We start from the raw sequence: 20,130 nt of genomic DNA on the forward strand, positions 1-20,130 counted from the left end.
ACTGGCTGCCGGAGAGCATGTTACGGTTATCGCACCCAGCCGGGATTTTGCTGGCCGCCGAGCTGCTGGTTGGCGAAGATTTCGGATGCCGGGATCGGCCATACGAACATGTAGTCGCCCTTCGGTTTCGAGATGTCGGACCCTATTTCCGTGACGAAGTCGATATAGGACCAAGGATTTCCTCCGGTCTTCGAGGCTTCGCCCTCCTGCGCCTTGCCGCGGGTCATGCCCAGGCCCCAGCGTTTGAGGTCGGTCAGGCGGGTGCCCTCCATCATCATTTCGCGGTAACGCTCCTCCTGTACGTCGGCCAGCGTCACGGCGGGGAGTTTCGGGAGTCCGCGGTGCATGCGCAGTTCGTTGAGCGGAGTTTCGGCATCGCCGCCGCTCAGCACGGCGGCCTCGGCGGCGATCAGGTACATCTCGGCCAGCCGGAACGGTTTGAATGTGTTGTAGTAGTTCCAGGCCGATGTAGTTCGCAGGTCGGGGTTGCCGGGATATTTGCTGATGACCGTCAGGTTGCGTGCGAACATGCTTTGGCCTTTGATGATCGCGACGATGAAACGACCGTCTACCGGGGCATCGGTCGTGCAGTCCAGGAAATAGACCGTGCGGCGCCAGTCGGCCGCATCATACCTGTCCACGCATCCCTGTGCCGGAATGTAGTCGGGATACATCGTGTATTGTTTGTTGTCCGTGCCGTTGTTGTATTCGTTGTAGAAATAGTATCCCCATTGGTAGGCCGTCTCGGTCTTGCTGGCGTAGAACTGGAAGATCGTCTCCGGGCTTCTGTCGTAGGTCCACATTTCGCGCAGTTCCTCTTCGGAGTCGATAAGTGTGTAGGTCTGCTTGCCGATCAGGTCATTGGCCTTTTTCAGCGCTTCGGGATAATTGTCCGTCTGCAGCAGGACACGGGCCTCGAGAGCCAGGACGCAGTCGAGGTTCAGGGTCGTGGAGTTGGGCGAACCGTTCTGGTCTGCGAGCAGTTGTTTGGCCTGCTCGATGTCCTTCAGGATCTTGTCGTAAACGTCGTAGAGCGAGGCGCGGGCGGGTTTTTTGCTGGAGTCGTAGGTGGTGACCAACGGCACGCCGGAGTACTCGTTTTTCGCCGTGGCGGCATCGTAGTCGCCACAGAAACGCTCGGCCAGCAGGCTGTACGACAGTGCCCGCATCAGATACATACGTCCTTGTATGTTGTTCAGCGCCGTTCGTTCGCTGGCGGTCGGTTCGAAACCCAGTTTCGAGTCGATGCCTTCGATGATGAAATTGTAGAATGCGATGCCTCCGTAAAGGTCGTTCCAAACGGTGGCGATGTCCCCGTCGTCCTGGGAAAACGTCCATTGGTAGACGTTTCCGTAGGTGTTGGAGAATCCCGAGATTGCGTGCACGTAATCGGCCTGCAGGTCGGGGAGGATCATGCTGCTGATGCTGTATGCCGTGCGCAGGCGCGAATATGCGCCTCTTTCGAGTGCCTCGATGCTTCCCATGTCGGAGAACGCCTTGTCGAAAGGAATGCTGTCGGGCGACTCTTTGTCGAGGTTGCACGAGGCAAAACATACGACTGCTGCGAATAATATGGTGTAGATTTTGTTTTTCATGACAGAGTGACTCTTTGGATTTGACGGTCAGAAAGTGAGCTGGATGCCGCCCATGAATTCGCGGGTGTTGGGATAGTCGCCCAGCGAGATGTTCGTGTCGACCTCGGGATCGTAACCCGTGTATTTGGTCGCGGTGAGCAGGTTTCGGCCGACGAAATAGATTTTCACACCGCTCAGGAAACCGCTCTTTTGGATCAGTTTTTTGGGGAAATCATAGGAGATCGTCAGGTTTTTCAGACGCAGGAACGAGGCGTCCTCGAGGATGCTGGAGTCGAACTGCGTGGCGTAGTTCATATCCTGCCGGGGAATGTCGGTGATGTCGCCCGGCTCTTTCCAGGCGTGCAGCAGGCGTTTCGAGCGGTTGAAAGCCGGGGCCAGGCTGGGATTCTCGAGGAATGTCAGCATGTTGTTGACCAGGTATTTGCCGTAGTTCCACGAGAAATCGGCCGAGAAACTGATCCCTTTCCATCCGGCGTTGACGCCGAAACCTCCCGTGTAGGGGGCCATGTAGGTTTTGCCGAGCAGCTGCATGGTCGCCTTGTTGTAATCTTCGGTCAGGCCGCGTTCGCCGGTTTCGGGATCGATGATCTCCCATCGGGGAGCTCCGTTGTCGGGATTGACGCCCATGTATTTCTGCATGTAGAATTCGCTCGAATCGTGGCCGATCGTGTAGCAGATTCCCGCCCGGGAGAGGGCGTATTCCGTGAGCCCGTCGAACAGACGCGTAATTTTGTTGCGGTTATAGTTGAATGTGGCGTTGAATCCGACGTACCAGTCGCGTGTGCGGTAGATGTCGACATTCAGCGTCAGGTCGATGCCCCGGTTGACCATTGCGCCGACATTCTTGGGCTGCGACAGGTAACCCGACGTGGCGGGTACGGGCACGTCCATCAGCAGGTCGTCCGTCGCACGGTTGTAGAATTCGGCTTCGAAGCGGATGCGGTCGATGAATTCGACGTTGACGGCCACGGTGAAGAGTTTCTGCGTTTCCCAACCCAGGTCCGGATTTCCCTCCGAACCGTTGTAAAGGCCGACTTTATCGCCATAGGCCGTTGTCGACAGGTGGGAGATATGTGCATAGTTGGAGATTTCGGCATTGCCCTGCGTACCGTAGGAGACCTTCAGCTTCAGACCGCTGAGGACGCTGTTGCCGGTCAGGAACCGCTCTTTTCCGAGGTCCCACATGGCGCCGAACGCATAGAAAATACCCGAACGGTTGTTGCGTCCGAAGCGCGACGAGGCGTCGCGGCGGACGGAGGCGTCGAAGACGTATTTGTCGGCATAGCTGTATTCGGCGCGTCCGAACCAGGAGTTGAACACGTAACTCGACTTGTTGTCGGCTACGCCCGGGGTTCCGACACCGGCCGACAGCAGCATCAGTTCGTCGCGGATCTGTCCGCTGCGCTGGGCCGAGAAGGTGAGGGCGTCGGAGCGGATTCCTTCCTGACCGGCCAGCAGGTAGAGCTTATGGTCGGGATTGGAAAAGTCGAAATTGTAGTCTACGGTGTTCGTGGAGGTGAAGGTTCCGCCGTTCTGATGGGCCCGCGATACGGTTCCGTTGTTCAGTCCCTTAAAATAGGAGGCTAGCGCGTAGGAGTCGCTCCAGTAGGCATAGGCGTCCGTGCCGAACACCGATTTGATGTTCAGGTTTTTGACCGGCGTTATCTGAATGTAGGCATTGCCGTGCAGGGCGAGGTTCTTGCCGCCCGAGGGATGCGTCTTGCGCATGTAGTTGGGGTTGGGATACCCCGAGATGGTCTCTTTCTCCTTTCCGTTCTCGTCGTAGGGGCTCTCGTAGGGGAGCGACAGCTGGGACATGAAGGCGGCGTTGTAGACCGAGTTGATTTCCGTGTAGGCCAGTTGGCGCGAATCGAAGCTCATCGTGACGTTCGCCCCGAATTTGAGCCAGTCCCGGGCGTAGACGTTGATGTCGCTGCGGAAGGAGTAGCGTTCCAGCCCCGAGCCGGGGGCTGTTCCCTCCTTATTCATATAGGAGCCTGAAATGTAATAGGCTGTTTTCTCCGATCCGCCGGAGATGGAGAGGTCTACCTGATAGACCGGCGCATTCGATTTGTAATAGTAATCGCGCCAGTTGGTATTGACTCCCGAGGCCATGATTTCGTCGTATTTGGCCTGGTTAATGAGGTTGTATTCCAACTGATAGGCGGCGACTTCCGAGGAGGACATCACCTCGTATTTGCTCGTTGCGGGCTGCGAGATGCCGTACTGGGCGCGGACTACGATGTCGATGTCCTCGTTGCGGCGGCCGCGTTTGGTCACGATGTAGATCACGCCGTTGGCGGCACGCGATCCGTAGATCGAGGTCGCGGAAGCGTCTTTGAGGGTGTTGATCGACTCGATGTCGTTGGAATTGAGCGAGGTGAAGATGCTTGTCGATACCGGCACGCCGTCCAGTACGATCAGCGGGGCCACGCCTGCCGAGATCGATCCTGCGCCGTGCAGGCGGATCGAGGTGGCGGAGGAGGGTTCGCCCGAGTCGGTATAAACTGCCAGACCGGCGACCTTGCCCTGCAAAGCGTCCGCCACATTGGGCGTCGGTTTGTTTTCCAGCGCCTCGGCTTTGACCTTGGCCACGGAACCGATCGTCGTTCCGATCTTGCTGCCGGAACCGTAGCCGACGACCGTCACCTGTTCGATGTTCTGGGCGTCTTCCTGTAAAATTACGGAGAGATGGGTGGTTTTTCCCGCGACGGCTACTTTCTGGGTCTTGTAGCCGATGAATGAGACGACGAGCGTGGAACTCGCGGGCGCGGAAATGACGAATTTTCCGTCAGAATTGGTTGTCGTGCCTGTCGAAGAGCCTTCGACCAGGACCGTTGCACCGACTATCGGACCGTCCGGACCGGAGACTGTGCCCGTTATCGACTTAGTTTGGGCCAGGAGGGAAAAAATCCCCCCCCCGCTAAGCAGATCAACGAAAGGAGAATTTTCGTTTTCATGAAGCTATTTTAAGAATTATGTGGAATTAACGCAAAACAAATATATGGGTTTTTATTTGGAAAACAATAAAATAAGAGCATTTTCGGCGAAAAAATTTTGATTGTTAGCAAAATTGACTGATATGGTTCTAAACTGTAAGTTTTGGGTCCTCTATGTGGCGGCATTGTTATCCGCCGTCTGCCGCTTAGTTGCTGATTCAGAACCACTGCCACTGTGTTCGGACTGTCGGACCGGTCCGATCCGGTCGTATGCATCCCGTATTTCGGGTCTGGAAAGGCAGTCACAGGCGGCGTTAAATTTGGGGGATATTTCCACTTATGCCGATAAAATATTATCTTTGGAGGTCGAAATTGGATGGAACTATGGATTTGAAAACGATACAAGGCGAATTGCAGCAGCTTTCGGCGCTCGTCGAAGGGTGGGTGCAGGCGGACGGAGTTCCGGCCCTCGAACGCGATCTGGCGCTCGAAAAACTGCGGTCGATCTATGATAAGGTGCGCTTCGGCGCTGCGGGCGCTGTTGCGGAAAATGCTGTCGGGGAGGAGGTTGCGGCTGTTGCAGAGGTCATAGACCTGGGCGACGTGCTCTCGCTCGATCCTTTTGCCGGGCCGGAAGAACCGGTGTCGGAGCAGGAATCTGCGGCGCCGGTCGCCGAAGAGACGATCCCGGAGCCCGTTGCGGCACCGGAACTTGTGGCGGAGCCGGAACCCGTCGTGGAGCCGGAACCCATTGCGGAGCCTGCACCCGTTGTGGAGTCCGAGCCCGTTGCGGCACCGGAACTTGTGGCGGAGCCCGGGCCCGTCGTGGAGCCGGAACCCATTGCGGAGCCTGTACCCGTTGTGGAGTCCGAGCCCGTTGCAGAACCCGGGCTTGTCGCAGAGTCCGCACCTGCCGGACCGGAACCCGTTGCAGAGCCGGTTGCAGAACCCGTTGCGGAGCCTGTTTCCGTTGAACCGGAACCGCAGCCGGAACCGATTGAGGCCGCCGGACCGGGGGCGCAACCCGATAAGTCTCATTATGTGGCGCCTACGCTGTTCGGACTGGAGGACGAGACCATCCGTCACCGCAACAAACAGCGTGTCATCATGTCGCTCTACGATACGGCCGCCGAAACGCCCGCCCGTCCCGAACCGGCTCCGAAGCCCGTTGCGGCGCCTGCGGAAATCCCGGCTCCGGCTCCCGTGGAAACCCCGGTTCCGGAACCCGAGGCTGTGGTTGAAACGCCTGCGGCAGCTCCGGAAAAACCTGCCGAAATGCCTGAAATCCGGGAAACGCCCGTCGTGCCGCAGCCCGCAACTGAAGAGGACGATAACGAATCCGGTTTCGAGGAGATCACGCTGGAATCGGTCGCTCCCGCCGCAACCGTGTTGGGCGACGTCATCAACCACGACGTGCAGACGTTGGCCGACACGCTGGCCGCGCCGCGCGATCGGGCTTCGGAACTGCGCCGCAGCGAGCCCGTCACCGACTTGCGCAAAGCCATCGGCATCAACGATAAATTCCTGCTGATCCGCGACCTGTTCGGGGGCGACGGCGAGGCTTACGAGCAGGCGATCGGGACGCTCAACGACTGCGCCGATTTCGACGACTGCATGATTTACATTGCCGAAAACTATGCGTGGAACCCCAATTCCGACGGGGTGAAACTGCTGATGGAACTGCTCGAACGTAAATTTGCCTGACAGCGATGGCCAAACTCTATATCGTACCTACGCCGATCGGCAATCTGGACGACATCACGCTGCGCGCGGTAAATGTCCTGCGCAGTGTGGATTTCATTCTGGCGGAGGATACGCGTACGACCTCGTTCCTTTTGAAGCACCTCGGCATCGAGCAGAAGCTTCGTTCGCATCACAAGTTCAACGAACACGCCACGGTGCAGTTGGTCGCCGAGTCGATCGCTGCGGGACGCGATGCCGCCCTTGTGTCGGACGCCGGGACGCCGGGCATATCGGACCCGGGGTTTCTGCTCGTGCGCACGTGCGTCGAGGCGGGGATCGAGGTCGAGACGCTGCCCGGGGCCACAGCGCTGATCCCGGCGCTGGTGCAGAGCGGATTCCCCTGCGACCGCTTCTGCTTCGAGGGGTTCCTGCCCCAGAAGAAGGGCCGCAGCAAGCAGTTGCAGACGTTGGCCGACGAGGAGCGGACGATGGTCTTCTACGAATCGCCCTACCGCGTGGTGAAGTGTCTGGAGCAGTTCGCCGAGGTTTTCGGTCCCGAACGCCGGGTCTCGGTGTCGCGGGAGCTGACCAAGAAATTCGAACAGACCGTGCGCGGCACCGTCGCCGAGGTGCTGGACCATTTCCGCACGACCGAACCCAAAGGGGAGTTCGTGATCGTCGTGGCCGGAAAGCCCAAGGCCCGCCGTGCGCAGGAGTCGCAGGAGGAGTAATTTAAATGGAAAACACCGGTTATGGAAAATAATCGTACGGACAATACACAGCAGGTGCGGAGCTCGTTCTCGGCGTGGATCGGGGAGCTGCGCGAGTTTATGAAAGGACGCTTCAGCCTCGACGAAGATCAGGCGCAGCGCGACGAGGTCGTGGCCGCCATTTCGAAAGGCGTGGAGTTCCGCGGCGTCAACCTCTGGGTGCTGATCTTCGCCACGATGATCGCGTCGCTGGGCCTGAACGTCAATTCGGCCGCCGTAATCATCGGCGCGATGCTCATTTCGCCGATCATGGGCCCGATCATGGGCGTGGGCCTGTCGCTGGGCATCAGCGACTTCGATCTGCTGAAAAAGTCGCTGCGCAACCTGACGCTCATGTTCATCGTCGCGATCATCACCTCGACGATCTATTTCTTCATCTCGCCCCTTTCGTCGAACAGCAGCGAACTGCTGGCGCGCACCGTGCCGACGACCTACGACGTGCTGATCGCCCTCTTCGGCGGCCTGGCGGGCATCGTGGCGCAGACGCGGCAGGACCGCACCTCGACGGTGATTCCCGGCGTGGCCATCGCCACGGCGCTGATCCCGCCCCTTTGCACGGCGGGTTTCGGACTGGCCACGGGGCAGTTCAAATTCTTCTTCGGGGCGTTCTACCTCTTCTTCATCAACTCGGTCTTCATCGCCCTGGCGACCTACGCCATGGTGCGTTTCCTGAAATACGAGAAGAAAGCCTTCATCGACAAGGGCCGCGAACGCACGGTCAAACGGTTGATGATGGTCATCACGCTGGTGACTTTCATTCCGAGCGTCGTCATCGGTTTCCACATGGTCCGGGTCTCGGTGTTCGAGGCCGTGGCCGACAAATATGTGGCACAGGTCTTCAATTTTCCGCATACGCGCGTGATCGAGTGCAACAAGCACTACGCACAGGGCAAAAAACCGTCGCAGATCGAACTGCTGCTCGTGGGCGAACCGCTGGGCGGGGAGGTGATCGAGAACGCCCGGACGCAGATGCGCAGTTTCGGACTGGAGGAGACCGAACTGGTCGTCCGGCAGGCCAACACCGAGGACAAGATCGACGTGGCGTCGCTGCAGCAGAGCTATAAGGAGCTGCTGGAAGAGAAGAACCGCCGTATCGGGGAGATGGCCTCGCAGCTGAAACGCTACCGGGTGACCAACGTCGAGGTGGATGACATCTCGCGTGAGGTAGGAGCCATGATGGAGAACATCGGCGCCATTTCGCTGACGAAGGGCATCACCTTCGACGTGAAGGGCACGCCCGGCGATACGACGCTCGTGTGCGTGGTGACGCCCAGGGACCCTGCGGCGCCGATCGACCGGGAGACGCTCTCCCGCTGGCTGAAGGTTCGCACCAAGGTCGAGAACGTGAAACTTTTCGTAGAACCTTAACCGTGCGGCAGGCATGAAAACGACGAAGCTGACCCTTATACAACGAATCGGGCTGGAAACTCTCTGGCTGGGGGCGCGGGTGTTTGCTGTAATGCCCTATTGGTTCAAATATTATGTGGTCGAGAACCTGCTTTTCGTCCTGCTTTATTACTGCCTGCGCTACCGCATGAAGGTTGTGAAGACCAATCTCAGGAACTCTTTTCCCGAGAAGGACGAACGCGAACTGGCCGTTATCCGGAGGCGTTTTTACTACACGCTGGCGGAGATTTTCGTCGATACGATCAATTTGGCCGATTTGACGCCGGAGAAGGGCCGCTCCCTGCTGACCGTAAAAGGGCTGGAGGAGCAGAAAGAGCGGGTCGGAGGCCGTGACTGGATCGCCATGACGGCCCATTTCGGCTGCTGGGAATACTGTTCGTTCTGGGGGCTGTACGACCCGACGCAGATCGTCGTCGCAGTCTACCATCCGCTGCGGAGCAAGATCGTGGAGGCGTTGTACCAGCGGCTCCGCAACGGGGATTACGCCACGACAGTCTCGATGAAGGAGAGCCTGCGCTTCTACCTGCGCAACCGGGAAAAGGGCATCGACGGCAAGAACCTCGCCATGGGGCTCATCGCCGACCAGAATCCCCCGCGGCGTCCCGACAGCCGGTGGTTCCGCTTCCTCAATCAGGATACGATCTTTTTCGACGGAGGTGAGAAACTGGCCCTGCGCTGTCAGCTTCCGGTCTATTTCGTGAAGATGGAGCGTCTGCGGCGGGGACGCTACGAAATGTCTTTCGAACAGATCTACGACGGTAAAGAGGAGGTCGCCGAATATGAAATCACGGAGCGGTACGTTCGTATGCTGGAGGCGGAGATTCGCCGGCGTCCCGAACTTTGGATGTGGTCGCACCGCCGCTGGAAACACAAACGAAATGCCGGTAGCTAAAATCGTCATATTGAACTGGAACGGCGCCGAACACCTGCGTCGTTTTCTGCCGTCGGTCGTGGCTGCGGCTCCCGAAGGGGTCGGGGTCGTGGTGGCCGACAACGGATCGACGGACGACTCCGTGGCGATTCTCGCCGCGGAATTTCCCACGGTCTCGGTGCTGCGCATGGATGCCAATTACGGCTTTGCCGGAGGGTATAACCGGGCGCTGGAGCAGATCGAGGCCGACTATTACCTGCTGCTCAATTCCGATGTCGAGACGCCTCCGGGATGGCTCGGGCCGATCTTCGACTGCCTGGGTGCAAATCCCGACGTGGCGGTCGTCGCGCCGAAACTGATCTCCTATGCCGACCGGACGATGTTCGAATACGCCGGGGCCTCGGGCGGGTTCATCGACTTTCTGGGCTATCCTTTCTGCCGGGGCCGCATCCTGCGCTGCGTAGAGGAGGACCGGGGGCAGTACGACGACGCCCGTGACGTTTTCTGGGTGAGCGGCGCGGCTTTCTGCTGCCGGGCCGACGTGTTCCGGGCATTGGGCGGGTTCGACGCCGATTTCTTCGCCCACATGGAGGAGATCGACCTCTGCTGGCGGATGCAGCTGGCGGGGTACCGCGTGCGGGTCGTTCCCCAAAGCACGGTCTACCACCTCGGGGGCGGTACGCTCCAGACGGATTCCCCGACCAAAGTCTTTTACAACCACCGGAACAATCTGGCGATGCTCTATAAATGCACCTCCACCGGACAGCGGCTTTTTGTGGCCGTGGCACGCCCGGCGCTCGACCTGCTGGCGGCTTTCTCCTACCTGGTGCAGGGGCGCGGGGACAATTTCCGGGCGGTGTTCCGCGCCTACCGCGATTTCTTCCGCTGGCACAAGGACCTGTCCCGCAAGCGGCGCGCGATCCGCGAAAACCGCAAAGGTTCCGCCACGGAGCATATTTACCGCGGCTCGGTGGTCCTGCGCTACCTTCTCGGACGGCGCACGTTCGCCAAAATGACGCTTTGAACCTGAAATCCGCAAAAACGGAAAAGTCCGTTCGTTCCGCAGGCGGTACCTTTGTCCCGAGATGAAGAACAAACCAGCCACCACGAACGACTATCAGCAGCGCATCAACCGGGTCGTCGAGTATATCCGGATGCACCTCGACGAGGATATCGATTTGCGCGTCCTGGCCGAATTGTCGGCCTTTTCCCCGTACCATTTCCACCGCATCGTGTCGGCCCTGCTGGGCGAGCCGCTCGGCGAATTCATCGTCCGCACACGGATCGAAACGGCCGCCCGGCTGCTGCGCTATACGGATGTTCCCGTCGCGGAGATCGCCTACCGCGTGGGGTACGACACGCCCTCGTCGCTGAGCAAGGCGTTCCGGCGGTTTTTCGGCATCTCGCCCAAAGCGTATCGAATCACTAAAAACCGTCCGATGATGAACAGCAACATTCAATCCGACGCCGAAATCCGGCTGTCGAAACCCCGAATCAGCGAGATTCCCGTCAAAACCGTGGCCTACATCCGCGCGCAGGGAAATTACAGCCAGGTAGATTACGGCTCCTATTTCACCCGGCTGTGGGGTTATGTCAGGGAGCATAAGTTCTTCACTGCGGGGATCGAAAACCTCGTGATTTACCACAACGACCCCGACATTTCGCAGGCGGGCGATCTTCGCTGCGACGTCTGCCTCGCACTGCCCGGAGGAAGGGCGGTTGCCGACGGCGATATCGGCGTAAAGGAGATTGCCGGAGGCAAATACGCCGTGTTCCTCTATACGGGCCCCTATACCGGGATCGGGACCGCCTATAAGAAGATCTGCGGCGAATGGCTTCCGGAGAGCGGCTGCACCCTGCGCGACAGCCCTTGTTTCGAGAAATACGTCAATCATCCCGACCGGGTTCCGGCCGAAAAACTGAAAACCGAGATTTATATTCCGCTGATGTAATTCTCAGGCCGTGCCTGCACGATTCCGGGGCGGGCATGACGAAAAAGGCATCCGAATCACTTCGGATGCCTTTTTCGTGGACGTAAACTGCGTCTACTTGTTGATCTTAGCCCATGAATCCTTGAGCGTCACCGTGCGGTTGAACACCAGCTTTTCGGGGGTCGAATCGGTGTCGGGGCAGAAATATCCCACGCGTTCGAACTGCACGGCCTGTCCGACGGGAATTTCGCGCAGCGAGGGTTCCAGATAGCCCGTGACTTTGACCATCGATTCGGGATTGAGGTTGTCCTCCCACGTCTGTCCTTCCTCCACGTCGTCGGGGTCCTCTTTGGTGAAGAGCGGATTGAACAACCGGACTTCGGCCTCCACGGCGTCTTTGGCCGACACCCAATGGATGACACCCTTCACCCGGCGGCCGTCGCTCGACGAACCCCCGCCCGACATCGGATCGTAGGTGCAGTGCAGCTCCGTGACGTTGCCTTCGGCGTCCTTCACGACCTCCTCGCACTTGATGAGGTAGGAGTAGCGCAGGCGCACTTCGCCGCCCGGCGAAAGGCGGTAGAACTTCTTGGGAGGCTCCTCCATGAAATCGTCGCGTTCGATGTAAATAACCTTCGAGAACGGAACCTGACGTGTCCCGGCAGCTTCATCCTCGGGGTTGTTGATGGCTGTGAACAGCTCGGTCTTATCGTCGTCGTAGTTGGTGATGACCACTTTCAGCGGGTTGAGCACGGCCATGCGGCGCTCGGCGACCTTGTTCAGGTCCTCGCGCACGCAGTATTCCAATTTCCCGAGGTCGATCACGTTGTCGCGCTTGGCGACGCCCACCATCTCGGCGAAGTTGCGCACCGAAGCCGGGGTGTAACCCTTGCGGCGCAGGGCGCAGATGGTCGGCATGCGGGGGTCGTCCCAGCCCATCACGGCGCCTTCCTGCACGAGTTTCAGCAGCTTGCGCTTCGACATCATCGTGTAGGTGAGGTTCAGACGTGCGAATTCGTACTGGTGCGAGGGGAAAATCTCCAACGCCTGGATGAACCAGTCGTAAAGCGGACGGTGCACGTCGAATTCCAGCGTGCAGATCGAGTGGGTGATCTTCTCGATCGAGTCGCTCTGGCCGTGGGCATAGTCGTACATCGGGTAGATGCACCACTTGTCGCCCGTGCGGTGGTGGCTGGTGTGGATGATGCGGTACATCAGCGGGTCGCGGAACAGCATGTTCGGGTGTGCCATGTCGATCTTGGCGCGCAGCACCTTGGCACCGTCAGGGAATTCGCCGTTCTTCATGCGTTCGAACAGGTCGAGGTTCTCCTCGACCGTCCGGTCGCGCCACGGCGACGGGGTTCCCGGCACGGACACCGTGCCGCGGTTCTCACGAATCTGCTCCTGCGTCTGGTCATCGACGTAGGCCAGTCCCTTTTTGATAAGCTCCACGGCCCACTCGTAGAGCTGGTCGAAATAGTCCGACGCGTAACGCTCCAGCTCCCACTGGAAGCCGAGCCACTGGATGTCGCGCTTGATCGAGTCGACATACTCCACGTCCTCCTTCACGGGGTTCGTGTCGTCGAAGCGCAGGTTGCATTTGCCGCCGTATTTCTTGGCCAGGCCGAAGTTGATGCAGATGCTCTTGGCATGGCCGATATGGAGGTAGCCGTTCGGTTCGGGCGGGAAACGGGTCTGTATGTGCTTTTCGCCTTTGGCGATAGACTCTTCGATGATCTCTTCGAGGAAGTTCAGCGACTTCTCCCGGATTTCGGTTGTTTCGCTTGCCATATATTTGTCTATTTTTTGTGATTCTTGCTGTTGTAAACCGTTTTGAGCAGCTTCACGCCCACGACGAGCATCTGCTGGGTTCCCAGGGCCGTTCCGTCGTGATGGGCGGCGAACTCGGCGCGGACCGATACCGTGTCGTTGAAGAACGAGCGGCGGTAGGAGAGCGCCGTACGGCTGTATACCTTCTGGTCGGTGCGGAAGAAGCTCTCACCCGGGTAGAGCTCGCGGCCGTAACCGATATTTTCCTCCGGGTGTCCGTAGAAGAACGGATGGATGTTGTCGCCGACATAAAGTCTTTCGTCGAGCGAAAGTCCCCAACGGCTGATTTTGAAGGCGAACTCACCCATGCAGGGCATTTCCCACGAATGTCCGAAACTGCGGTCGCGCTGGGCCGTGAGCAGCGCCCCTAATTTGATGTCGAAATCGAAGAACGCATTGAATTTCACGCCTACGCAGGGGTTCAGCAGTTGCAGGTCGACGACGTTCTCCAGTTCCGCACCTTTCTGTCCGGCAAAGTGGAACATCGAGTAGTTGAAGCCGTAGTAAAAGCGGTTGAGATAGTGGCGTCCCGCGAGCAGGATGCGGAATTTTTCGCGCGAGAGTTCCGAATACATGCCTTCCCAGTCGCAGACGAACTCCACGTAAGAGCCCCCCCCCTGACCGTTATACTGCGCCAGCACGCCGTTCATACGGTTGTGGAAGAAACGGTATGATTCGGAGAAAAAGGCCGTCGAGTAATCGTCGTCGTGCATCATGTCGCGCGTGAAGATACCCGCCACGGCTGTGACCCGGGGCGTCTGGAACTGGTAGTAGAAGACGGGTTTCACCTCCGAGAGATAGGCCGATTCCGCCGAACCGAAATTCTTTACCATATCCGCCGCAATGAAAAGCGTATTCTTCTCATCCCACCGGATGCCGATGCGGGGCAGCAGGCGGGCGGCGAAATCCGTGCCCGATTCGATGTCCAGTCCGGGAACCGCGAACTTGTTGCTGCCGAACTCCTTGTTGTCGAAGTACATTTTGAAATCGGCGCCCAACAGGATTTCCTGGGCATGTCCCGCGGAAAAGCTTCCGCAGAGGATGAGTAACAGTAAAAGTCTTTTCATGCGATTCATCTGAATATAGTTGACAAAAGTAAGGAAAAGATTTTAATTTTATTTATTTTTGACCCCGAAATAAACCATTCCGAATCCATTATGCGCAAAATCACCAACGAAGAACTCGGCAGGCCCTCGGCGGCGGAGTTCGCCGCGATGGAGAAAATGCCCGTCACGGTGGTGCTGGACAACGTCCGTTCGGCCCAGAACGTCGGGGCTTTTTTTCGCACGTCCGACGCTTTCGCCGCGGAACGGATCGCCCTGTGCGGCATTACCGCCGTGCCGCCCTCCCGCGACATCCACAAAACGGCCTTGGGAGCCGAGTTGACCGTGCCCTGGAGCCGCCATGCGACGACCCCGGAGTGCATTGCGCAACTGCGCGCCGAGGGGTATGAGATATACGCCGTGGAGCAGGTCGAAGGAGCCGTGATGCTCGATGCGTTCCGTGTGCGTCCGGGGGTGAAATACGCGCTGGTCTTCGGCAACGAGGTCGACGGCGTGGGGCAGGAGGCGGTCGATATGTGCGACGGGGCCATCGAGATTCCGCAGTCCGGGACCAAGCATTCGATCAACGTCTCGGTCGCCGGGGGCGTCGTTTTATGGAGTTTCTTCGCCCGGCTAAGAGCCGGGTTTTAGGGGGCGCCGGTTGCTTCCGACCTCTCTCCGTCCGGTTCTGCGCCCGCCTAAGAGGCGGGTTTTAGGATGCGGCGGTTGCTTCGGGCCGCTTTCCGTCCGGCTTTGCGCCCGCCTAAGAGCCGGGTTTTAGGGGGCGCCGGCGTAAGACGCCGGTTTTAGAGGCGATGACAGGCCGTGGAGCTGCCGATTCGGATTTTGCGCATCCATCCCCGGCAAAGTCCAAATAAATTTGCCATTGCGCTCGTCTTGCGCACTTTACCGGGGATAAACCCCGGTTTAGATAGGCTGCGGCTCGGCAATGCTCAAATAAATTTGCCATTGCGCTCGCCTTGCGCTATCTTTGCCCCGATTTAAAAACTAAAATCCGAAGTAATGTCTGTTGAAAGTACAGTTCGCGCGGTAACGACTTACCGCCTTACGGAAATGAAGCAGCGGGGCGAAAAGATCGCCATGCTTACCTCTTACGACTATTCGATGGCGAAGATCGTCGATGCCGCCGGTGTCGACGTGATTCTCGTGGGCGACTCGGCGGCCAATGTCATGGCCGGGTACGAAACCACGCTCCCCATCACCCTCGATATGATGATTTACCACGCACGTTCGGTCGTGCGTGCCGTCGAGCGTGCGCTGGTCGTCGTCGACCTGCCGTTCGGCTCCTATCAGGGCAATTCGAAGGTGGCGCTCGATTCGGCCATCCGTATCATGAAGGAGACCGAGGCCGACGCCATTAAGATCGAAGGCGGCGAAGAGATTCTCGAATCGGTCCAGCGCATCCTTTCGGCCGGTATTCCCATCATGGGACACCTCGGCCTGACACCCCAGTCGATCCACAAGTTCGGCACCTATGCGGTCCGCGCCAAGGAGGAGGCTGAGGCCGAGAAACTGGTGCGCGACGCCCATCTGCTGAGCGACGCGGGATGCTTCGGCATCGTGCTGGAAAAGATTCCCGCAACGCTGGCGGCCCGGGTGACGAAGGAGATTTCGGCCCCGACGATCGGCATTGGCGCCGGCGGAGGCTGCGACGGCCAGGTGCTCGTGATCCACGACATGCTGGGTATCAACAAGGGCTTTTCGCCCCGTTTCCTGCGCCGCTATGCCGACCTGCATACGGTGATGACCGGCGCTGTGGAGCAGTATGTCCGTGACGTGAAGGAGTGCGATTTCCCCAACGAGACCGAGCAATACTGATCCGTCATCCCGCGAGACAAAAAAACTGCATCCTGTAAAGGGTGCAGTTTTTTTCGTGGTGTGAGGTGTTTACCGCCGGATGACTATGTCGTCCGTATCGGTCGTGTAACCGTCGGCAGGCGCCTGGTCGAGCGCATTGAAACTCTTGTTCTGGACCCGTTGAACGGCTCCCTGGCCGTTGCCCGACGTGCCGCCGTTGGTCCGGATCAACTCGCCGCAAAGGGCGATGTCCCAGTCCGTGCGGGCTTTCCAGGCGGCGTCCTGTGCGGCGTCGCCGAGCGGGCTCGTTCCGATCTTCCTGCCGGTTTCGAGCGAGATGTAAACCCACTGGTCGTCGCTGAGCCCCTCCACCGAGAGCGTTTTCACCTGCGCCGGTTCCGGAGCCGGACCTTTGTCGTCGGAGCCGTCCGAGGCACATCCCGCCAGTATTGCGCATCCCGCCAGGGCGAGCAGCAGCAGTCTATGTTTCATCGTTTTCATCGTCGTCAATCCGTTAAACTGTTAAGATTGCGGGTGCCGTCGCCCTGATAGAGATACTTGATCGTCACCCGGCCCGCTCCCCGGTCGTAGTTCGTGACTTCGAACTTGGCGTACTTGCCGCTTGCCGTGCGTATCACGTAAGGCGCCGTGTAGGGGGCCCAGAGGTTGTCGAGCCACTGTATGGCTGAGGCCGAGGTGGTTTTGAGGGCGGTCGTGGCGGCCGCAAAGAGATTCGCGCCCTTTTCCAGCACGATAGGTTGCGGAAGGTCGCAGACATACTCCTTCGGGCCGGCGGCATCCCGGTAGTCGATCACCGAAAAGGCGTTGACCACACCGCTGCCGACTTTGCCGATTTCCGAGCGGGTGATCGTCAGGAAGTATTTCGGTTCGGTGTAGGAGGCGTATTTGGGCACCGCTTCCGTGAAATCGAACGCGAGTTCGATGCTGTTGTCGTCGCTGTACTCTCCCTGCATGGGGTGGTCGCCGCCCTGATTGGCCGCGATGGCCGATTTGAGCGTGACGGTCGGCGTCGTGGCGTAGGGTTTGTCGGCCACGCCCATTGTGAAAGCGAGGTCGTTGCGCGAGTCGTAGGTCACTTTTACACGGAATACCACCTGCGGGGAATGTACCGTGCAGCTGCATCCCGTGACGTCGTGGCTCAGGGTTTGCGACGGGCGGTCCTGCAAAAAGAAATAGTAGGGCAGGTAGTAACGGCCGTCGTCGCCCCACCACGTTCCGTAGGAGTTCACGACGATGAAGGCTCCCTTGTGGGTCTGGCCGTCCTTGGAGAACTCCACCGTGTCGTCGTAGCCGACGATGGTCATGGCGTGTGCCCCGTCCGTGGCGAGTTTCGTCAGCATGTAGGTGTAGCCCGTTTCCGACGGCCCCGAATAATTCGTGTCGAAGGTCCATCCGGTGGCCAGCGCCGAATAGGAGAGGATGCCGCCGTGGGCGCTGCCGTCGCCGGCGTCGTAGAGGTAGCGGCGGGCGAGGTCGATGCCCTCCTGCGAGGTCACCTCGAACGAGATGATCTCCTTCACGCGGTTCTGCATCGCCCGGGTGTATTTGTCGTAGCCGCTCGCCCATTTGAACGAGAAATAGCTCGAAGGGTCGGGGAAGTCGGCCAGCGACATGGCCCCCTGCTGCCGGGCGATGTTGAGCCCCTGCTCGGCGAATCCGCCCTGATCGATGCCGTCGTTCAGGAAATTCCAGGTGTAGAAGTAGCTGAATGTATTGGCATCCGAGGCTTGGGCGTCGCGGTCCAGCAACCGGTTGATCTCGTAGGTGAACAGGTAGCGGATGCCCGACGACTGGGCGCAGGAGCCGCCTTTCTGATCGAATACCTTCGGGAAGTATTTGAGTTTCGAGTTGTCCACGCTCGCGGGCAGGGAGCCTTCGAGGGGTTTCGACGGCGCCCACGAGGCGGCCGCCGCGCGGATGGCCCGCACCTCGTCGGTCAGCTTCGGAACCTCGTAGGTCCGGGTGGGCTGTGCCGTCGCCAGATGTCCCGCCGCTGCGAACAGGAGCAGGGATAGGATACGTTTCATTATTTCAGTCGGTTATAGGTTTTCAGCGCCTCGTTGCGCACTGCGGGGGCGAGCGATTCGTCGCGGCTCATGTCGAGGGCCGTGCGGGCGATCTCGTCGCGGCGCACCGAGAGCGTGAACCAGCCGAAAGCCTCCAGCATGGCCTGCTGAACTTCCGGATCGTCGCTCTTGCGTAGGTAATCCAGCAGTTCGGGGACCATGAAATGCACGTAGTAGTTGCGCATCGAACGGATGTCCTGCATGCGGCTCTTTTTCGTCCGCTCGGGGTCCATGACCGACTTCATCGAGGCGGTCCAGCGCTTTGCATTGACTTCGATGGAGTGGCGGATCAGCCTGTGCACCGTTTCGGAGTCGATGTAGTTGGTCGCGGGGAACTGCCGTTCGAATTCGGCGATCAGTTTCTCGCCGTCGAACATCGGCATCGCCTGTTTGAGCGAGAACTCCACGCGTTCGGAGGTGTTGTTGCGGATCGCGGCGGCGATCATCGCCGGAATGAGCCGTTCGTCGCCGCTCTTGGCGAGCATGTTGGCGGCGAAGCGCTCGACCATTTCATAATTGTCGGACATGCCGAGTGCGATGGCTTCGATGAAGTTGTCGTCGCGGCACTCCGAGAGGTTGACGAACGCCTGCATGCGCAGCTGGTGGCTGTCGCTTTCGCGGAAGATACGCAGCAGGTCCGCCGACGACAGGTCGCCGCGACGGAAGAGCTTTTCGACGGCCAGCGCTTGCAGGGCGGGGTAGCGGTTGTCTGCAAGGAGCCGTTTCCACGCTGCGGGGCTGTCCTGCCGGAGCAGTTCGTCCACGTCGATCCGTTTGTCAGCCGACGCGAAGCGGAAGGTCGGGTCGCCGATCAGGTGTTGTTCCAGATAGGGGGCGTATTTGGCCAGGTTGCCGACGCTCATGCCCAGTCCCGTGAGGCCCACATAACGATCCACCCATTTGTCCTGCAATACGTTCACCGAGTTGGCCAGCACGGCGACGGTGCGTCCCGGGCTGAAAATGTAGGCGTTGGCGATGCTGCTGTCGCGGTGGAACGAGCCGTTGAAGCAGGCGTCGAGCGACACGACGCGGCATTCGGGCGTGTAACGGCCGAAATCCGAAAGGTAGAGGTCCAGGTCCCAGAGGTATAGGGAATCCGCGGCCCGGGTCTTCGGATCGTCGGCGCCTGCGAACCATGCGTCGGGAAACTCTCCGTAGCGGCGCGTGATGCGCGCCCGGGCGCTGTCGGCCGGGATGTCGTGCGAAATGGCGTGGCGCATCGACTCCCGCAGGTACATTTTGATCTGTGCAATCTGCTGCTTGGTGTCGTTGGTCATCGGCAGGTTGTTCAGGTACTCCGTGTCCCAGTCGCCGTGGTGGTGCAGGACGGCGAAGTCGAGGTCGCGGCGCTGCATCTCGTTCATCAGCCGCGGTTTGATGTGCGCGTCGCGCTTGTGGTCTATGTAGCTGATGCCGTTGCGCTGCCGTTCGAGCCACGGGAAGTGTTCGAACAGCGTTGCCTTTTCGTCGATGCGGGCCACCATCGACTCCGAGATGAAGCCGTTGCCGCTGAAAAAGAGAATCTGGTCGACCGGTTCGGGATTGCGTTTGGCCTCCACGACCTTCTCCAGATAGCTGCGCAGTTTCTCATAACGCGAGGTTCCGCTGCAATCGGTGGGGCGGATGCGGCCCGAATAGATGTCGGGACGGGTCTGCTGGGCCGATTCGGCGGTCAGCGAATAGTAAAAACATCCGGGGTGGATGCTGTCGCGTCCCAGCGGGGCGAATTCGAGGCTGAAATCGTCGTAGAAACGGTCGGTGGGAACCGACGACTGCCAGCGGTCGAACGCCACCTGGTCCATTTTGAAAGCGCTCGTGAGGTGCTGGGCGTCACGTACCATCACTACCGGAATGTCGCCGATGAGCACGGCTCCCTCGATCGGGGCTTTCGGCTGCTCCCAGAGCTGCCGGAGCACCTGCCGGAGCGAGTCGGGCTGTCCCGTGCGGTCGATGACGAAATGCACTTCCAGGCCGCTTTTCCCGATTTCGGCGGCGTAATCGTCGACCTGCCGGCGGGCTTCTTCATAGCTCCGGGCGTCGATCACCACGGCGAAGCCGCGGCGGGGCGAAGCCGCAAAAAGTTGTGCGGAAGCGATTGTCACCGCCGCTGCCGCGAGGAGTATTTTCTTGAATGTTTGCATGAATGAAAAGGCTGT

At 59.3% G+C, this 20,130-nt stretch carries 15 protein-coding genes; 8 read left to right on the top strand and 7 right to left on the bottom strand.

Annotated elements, in window-relative coordinates; genetic code table 11:
• Nucleotides 1-26: 26 nt before the first annotated feature.
• Both BLU78_RS00045 and BLU78_RS00050 read right to left on the bottom strand, forming a co-directional pair.
• Complete coding sequence (locus BLU78_RS00045) at nt 27-1,595, bottom strand: RagB/SusD family nutrient uptake outer membrane protein (protein ID WP_010258485.1); 1,569 nt, start codon at nt 1,593-1,595, stop codon at nt 27-29.
• Nucleotides 1,596-1,622: 27 nt separating this feature from the next.
• Complete coding sequence (locus BLU78_RS00050) at nt 1,623-4,526, bottom strand: SusC/RagA family TonB-linked outer membrane protein (protein ID WP_026020532.1); 2,904 nt, start codon at nt 4,524-4,526, stop codon at nt 1,623-1,625.
• Nucleotides 4,527-4,918: 392 nt separating this feature from the next.
• On the opposite strand from BLU78_RS00050, the gene BLU78_RS00055 reads away from it, so the two are divergent.
• The 6 genes from BLU78_RS00055 (at nt 4,919) to BLU78_RS00080 (ending at nt 11,217) form a co-directional block, all read left to right on the top strand.
• Nucleotides 4,919-6,238, top strand: a complete 1,320-nt coding sequence (locus tag BLU78_RS00055) for a hypothetical protein (protein WP_010258489.1) — start codon at nt 4,919-4,921, stop codon at nt 6,236-6,238.
• A 5-nt stretch (nt 6,239-6,243) separates the two neighbouring features.
• Complete coding sequence (gene rsmI / locus BLU78_RS00060) at nt 6,244-6,948, top strand: 16S rRNA (cytidine(1402)-2'-O)-methyltransferase (RefSeq protein ID WP_010258492.1); 705 nt, start codon at nt 6,244-6,246, stop codon at nt 6,946-6,948.
• A 21-nt stretch (nt 6,949-6,969) separates the two neighbouring features.
• Nucleotides 6,970-8,355 carry a TIGR00341 family protein gene (locus tag BLU78_RS00065; RefSeq protein ID WP_010258495.1) on the top strand — a complete coding sequence of 462 codons (1,386 nt, stop codon included), beginning with the start codon at nt 6,970-6,972 and terminating at the stop codon, nt 8,353-8,355.
• 13 nt (nt 8,356-8,368) lie between these two features.
• The gene (locus BLU78_RS00070) at nt 8,369-9,286 is read left to right on the top strand and encodes a lysophospholipid acyltransferase family protein (protein WP_010258499.1); all 918 of its coding nucleotides are present in this window, start codon (nt 8,369-8,371) and stop codon (nt 9,284-9,286) included.
• Nucleotides 9,273-10,289, top strand: coding sequence for a glycosyltransferase family 2 protein (locus BLU78_RS00075; protein WP_026020533.1), 1,017 nt, complete (start codon nt 9,273-9,275; stop codon nt 10,287-10,289). The genes BLU78_RS00070 and BLU78_RS00075 overlap by 14 nt, the downstream gene beginning before the upstream one ends.
• 61 nt (nt 10,290-10,350) lie before the next feature.
• Nucleotides 10,351-11,217 carry an AraC family transcriptional regulator gene (locus BLU78_RS00080; protein WP_010258506.1) on the top strand — a complete coding sequence of 289 codons (867 nt, stop codon included), beginning with the start codon at nt 10,351-10,353 and terminating at the stop codon, nt 11,215-11,217.
• Between the two features lie 93 nt (nt 11,218-11,310).
• Here BLU78_RS00080 and BLU78_RS00085 read toward each other — a convergent pair whose 3' ends face one another.
• Nucleotides 11,311-12,987 (bottom strand): glutamine--tRNA ligase/YqeY domain fusion protein, encoded by a 1,677-nt coding sequence (locus BLU78_RS00085; RefSeq protein ID WP_010258509.1) that lies wholly within the window; start codon nt 12,985-12,987, stop codon nt 11,311-11,313.
• Between the two features lie 8 nt (nt 12,988-12,995).
• A complete protein-coding gene (locus BLU78_RS00090) occupies nt 12,996-14,093 on the bottom strand; it encodes a hypothetical protein (RefSeq protein ID WP_026020534.1) in 1,098 nt (365 codons plus the stop codon).
• 90 nt (nt 14,094-14,183) lie between these two features.
• On the opposite strand from BLU78_RS00090, the gene BLU78_RS00095 reads away from it, so the two are divergent.
• Both BLU78_RS00095 and panB read left to right on the top strand, forming a co-directional pair.
• Nucleotides 14,184-14,720, top strand: coding sequence for an RNA methyltransferase (locus tag BLU78_RS00095; protein ID WP_010258518.1), 537 nt, complete (start codon nt 14,184-14,186; stop codon nt 14,718-14,720).
• 372 nt (nt 14,721-15,092) lie between these two features.
• On the top strand, nt 15,093-15,908 hold the full coding sequence (gene panB / locus BLU78_RS00100) for a 3-methyl-2-oxobutanoate hydroxymethyltransferase (protein ID WP_026020535.1): 816 nt from the start codon (nt 15,093-15,095) through the stop codon (nt 15,906-15,908).
• A 69-nt stretch (nt 15,909-15,977) separates the two neighbouring features.
• Here the strand turns inward: panB and BLU78_RS00105 are convergent, their stop codons facing one another.
• From BLU78_RS00105 to BLU78_RS00115, 3 genes are read right to left on the bottom strand one after another with little or no spacing between them, the layout of a single operon-like run.
• Nucleotides 15,978-16,379, bottom strand: coding sequence for an HmuY family protein (locus BLU78_RS00105; protein ID WP_227901055.1), 402 nt, complete (start codon nt 16,377-16,379; stop codon nt 15,978-15,980).
• Nucleotides 16,380-16,393: 14 nt separating this feature from the next.
• Complete coding sequence (locus tag BLU78_RS00110) at nt 16,394-17,935, bottom strand: thiol protease (RefSeq protein WP_010258529.1); 1,542 nt, start codon at nt 17,933-17,935, stop codon at nt 16,394-16,396.
• Nucleotides 17,935-20,115, bottom strand: a complete 2,181-nt coding sequence (locus BLU78_RS00115) for a HEAT repeat domain-containing protein (protein ID WP_010258533.1) — start codon at nt 20,113-20,115, stop codon at nt 17,935-17,937. Before BLU78_RS00115 ends, BLU78_RS00110 begins: the two co-directional genes overlap by 1 nt.
• Between the last annotated feature and the right edge of the window lie 15 nt (nt 20,116-20,130).

The sequence above is a fragment of the Alistipes timonensis JC136 genome, assembly GCF_900107675.1.
Classification (GTDB): Bacteria; Bacteroidota; Bacteroidia; order Bacteroidales; family Rikenellaceae; genus Alistipes; species Alistipes timonensis.

What these genes read in the sequence shown, in the direction of transcription:
- BLU78_RS00045 (WP_010258485.1), bottom strand. Translation starts at nt 1,595, where the DNA reads ATGAAAAACAAAATCTACACCATATTATTCGCAGCAGTCGTATGTTTT.
- BLU78_RS00055 (WP_010258489.1), top strand. Translation starts at nt 4,919, where the DNA reads ATGGATTTGAAAACGATACAAGGCGAATTGCAGCAGCTTTCGGCGCTC.
- rsmI (WP_010258492.1), top strand. Translation starts at nt 6,244, where the DNA reads ATGGCCAAACTCTATATCGTACCTACGCCGATCGGCAATCTGGACGAC.
- BLU78_RS00065 (WP_010258495.1), top strand. Translation starts at nt 6,970, where the DNA reads ATGGAAAATAATCGTACGGACAATACACAGCAGGTGCGGAGCTCGTTC.
- BLU78_RS00070 (WP_010258499.1), top strand. Translation starts at nt 8,369, where the DNA reads ATGAAAACGACGAAGCTGACCCTTATACAACGAATCGGGCTGGAAACT.
- BLU78_RS00075 (WP_026020533.1), top strand. Translation starts at nt 9,273, where the DNA reads ATGCCGGTAGCTAAAATCGTCATATTGAACTGGAACGGCGCCGAACAC.
- BLU78_RS00080 (WP_010258506.1), top strand. Translation starts at nt 10,351, where the DNA reads ATGAAGAACAAACCAGCCACCACGAACGACTATCAGCAGCGCATCAAC.
- BLU78_RS00085 (WP_010258509.1), bottom strand. Translation starts at nt 12,987, where the DNA reads ATGGCAAGCGAAACAACCGAAATCCGGGAGAAGTCGCTGAACTTCCTC.
- BLU78_RS00090 (WP_026020534.1), bottom strand. Translation starts at nt 14,093, where the DNA reads ATGAAAAGACTTTTACTGTTACTCATCCTCTGCGGAAGCTTTTCCGCG.
- BLU78_RS00095 (WP_010258518.1), top strand. Translation starts at nt 14,184, where the DNA reads ATGCGCAAAATCACCAACGAAGAACTCGGCAGGCCCTCGGCGGCGGAG.
- panB (WP_026020535.1), top strand. Translation starts at nt 15,093, where the DNA reads ATGTCTGTTGAAAGTACAGTTCGCGCGGTAACGACTTACCGCCTTACG.
- BLU78_RS00105 (WP_227901055.1), bottom strand. Translation starts at nt 16,379, where the DNA reads ATGAAACATAGACTGCTGCTGCTCGCCCTGGCGGGATGCGCAATACTG.
- BLU78_RS00110 (WP_010258529.1), bottom strand. Translation starts at nt 17,935, where the DNA reads ATGAAACGTATCCTATCCCTGCTCCTGTTCGCAGCGGCGGGACATCTG.
- BLU78_RS00115 (WP_010258533.1), bottom strand. Translation starts at nt 20,115, where the DNA reads ATGCAAACATTCAAGAAAATACTCCTCGCGGCAGCGGCGGTGACAATC.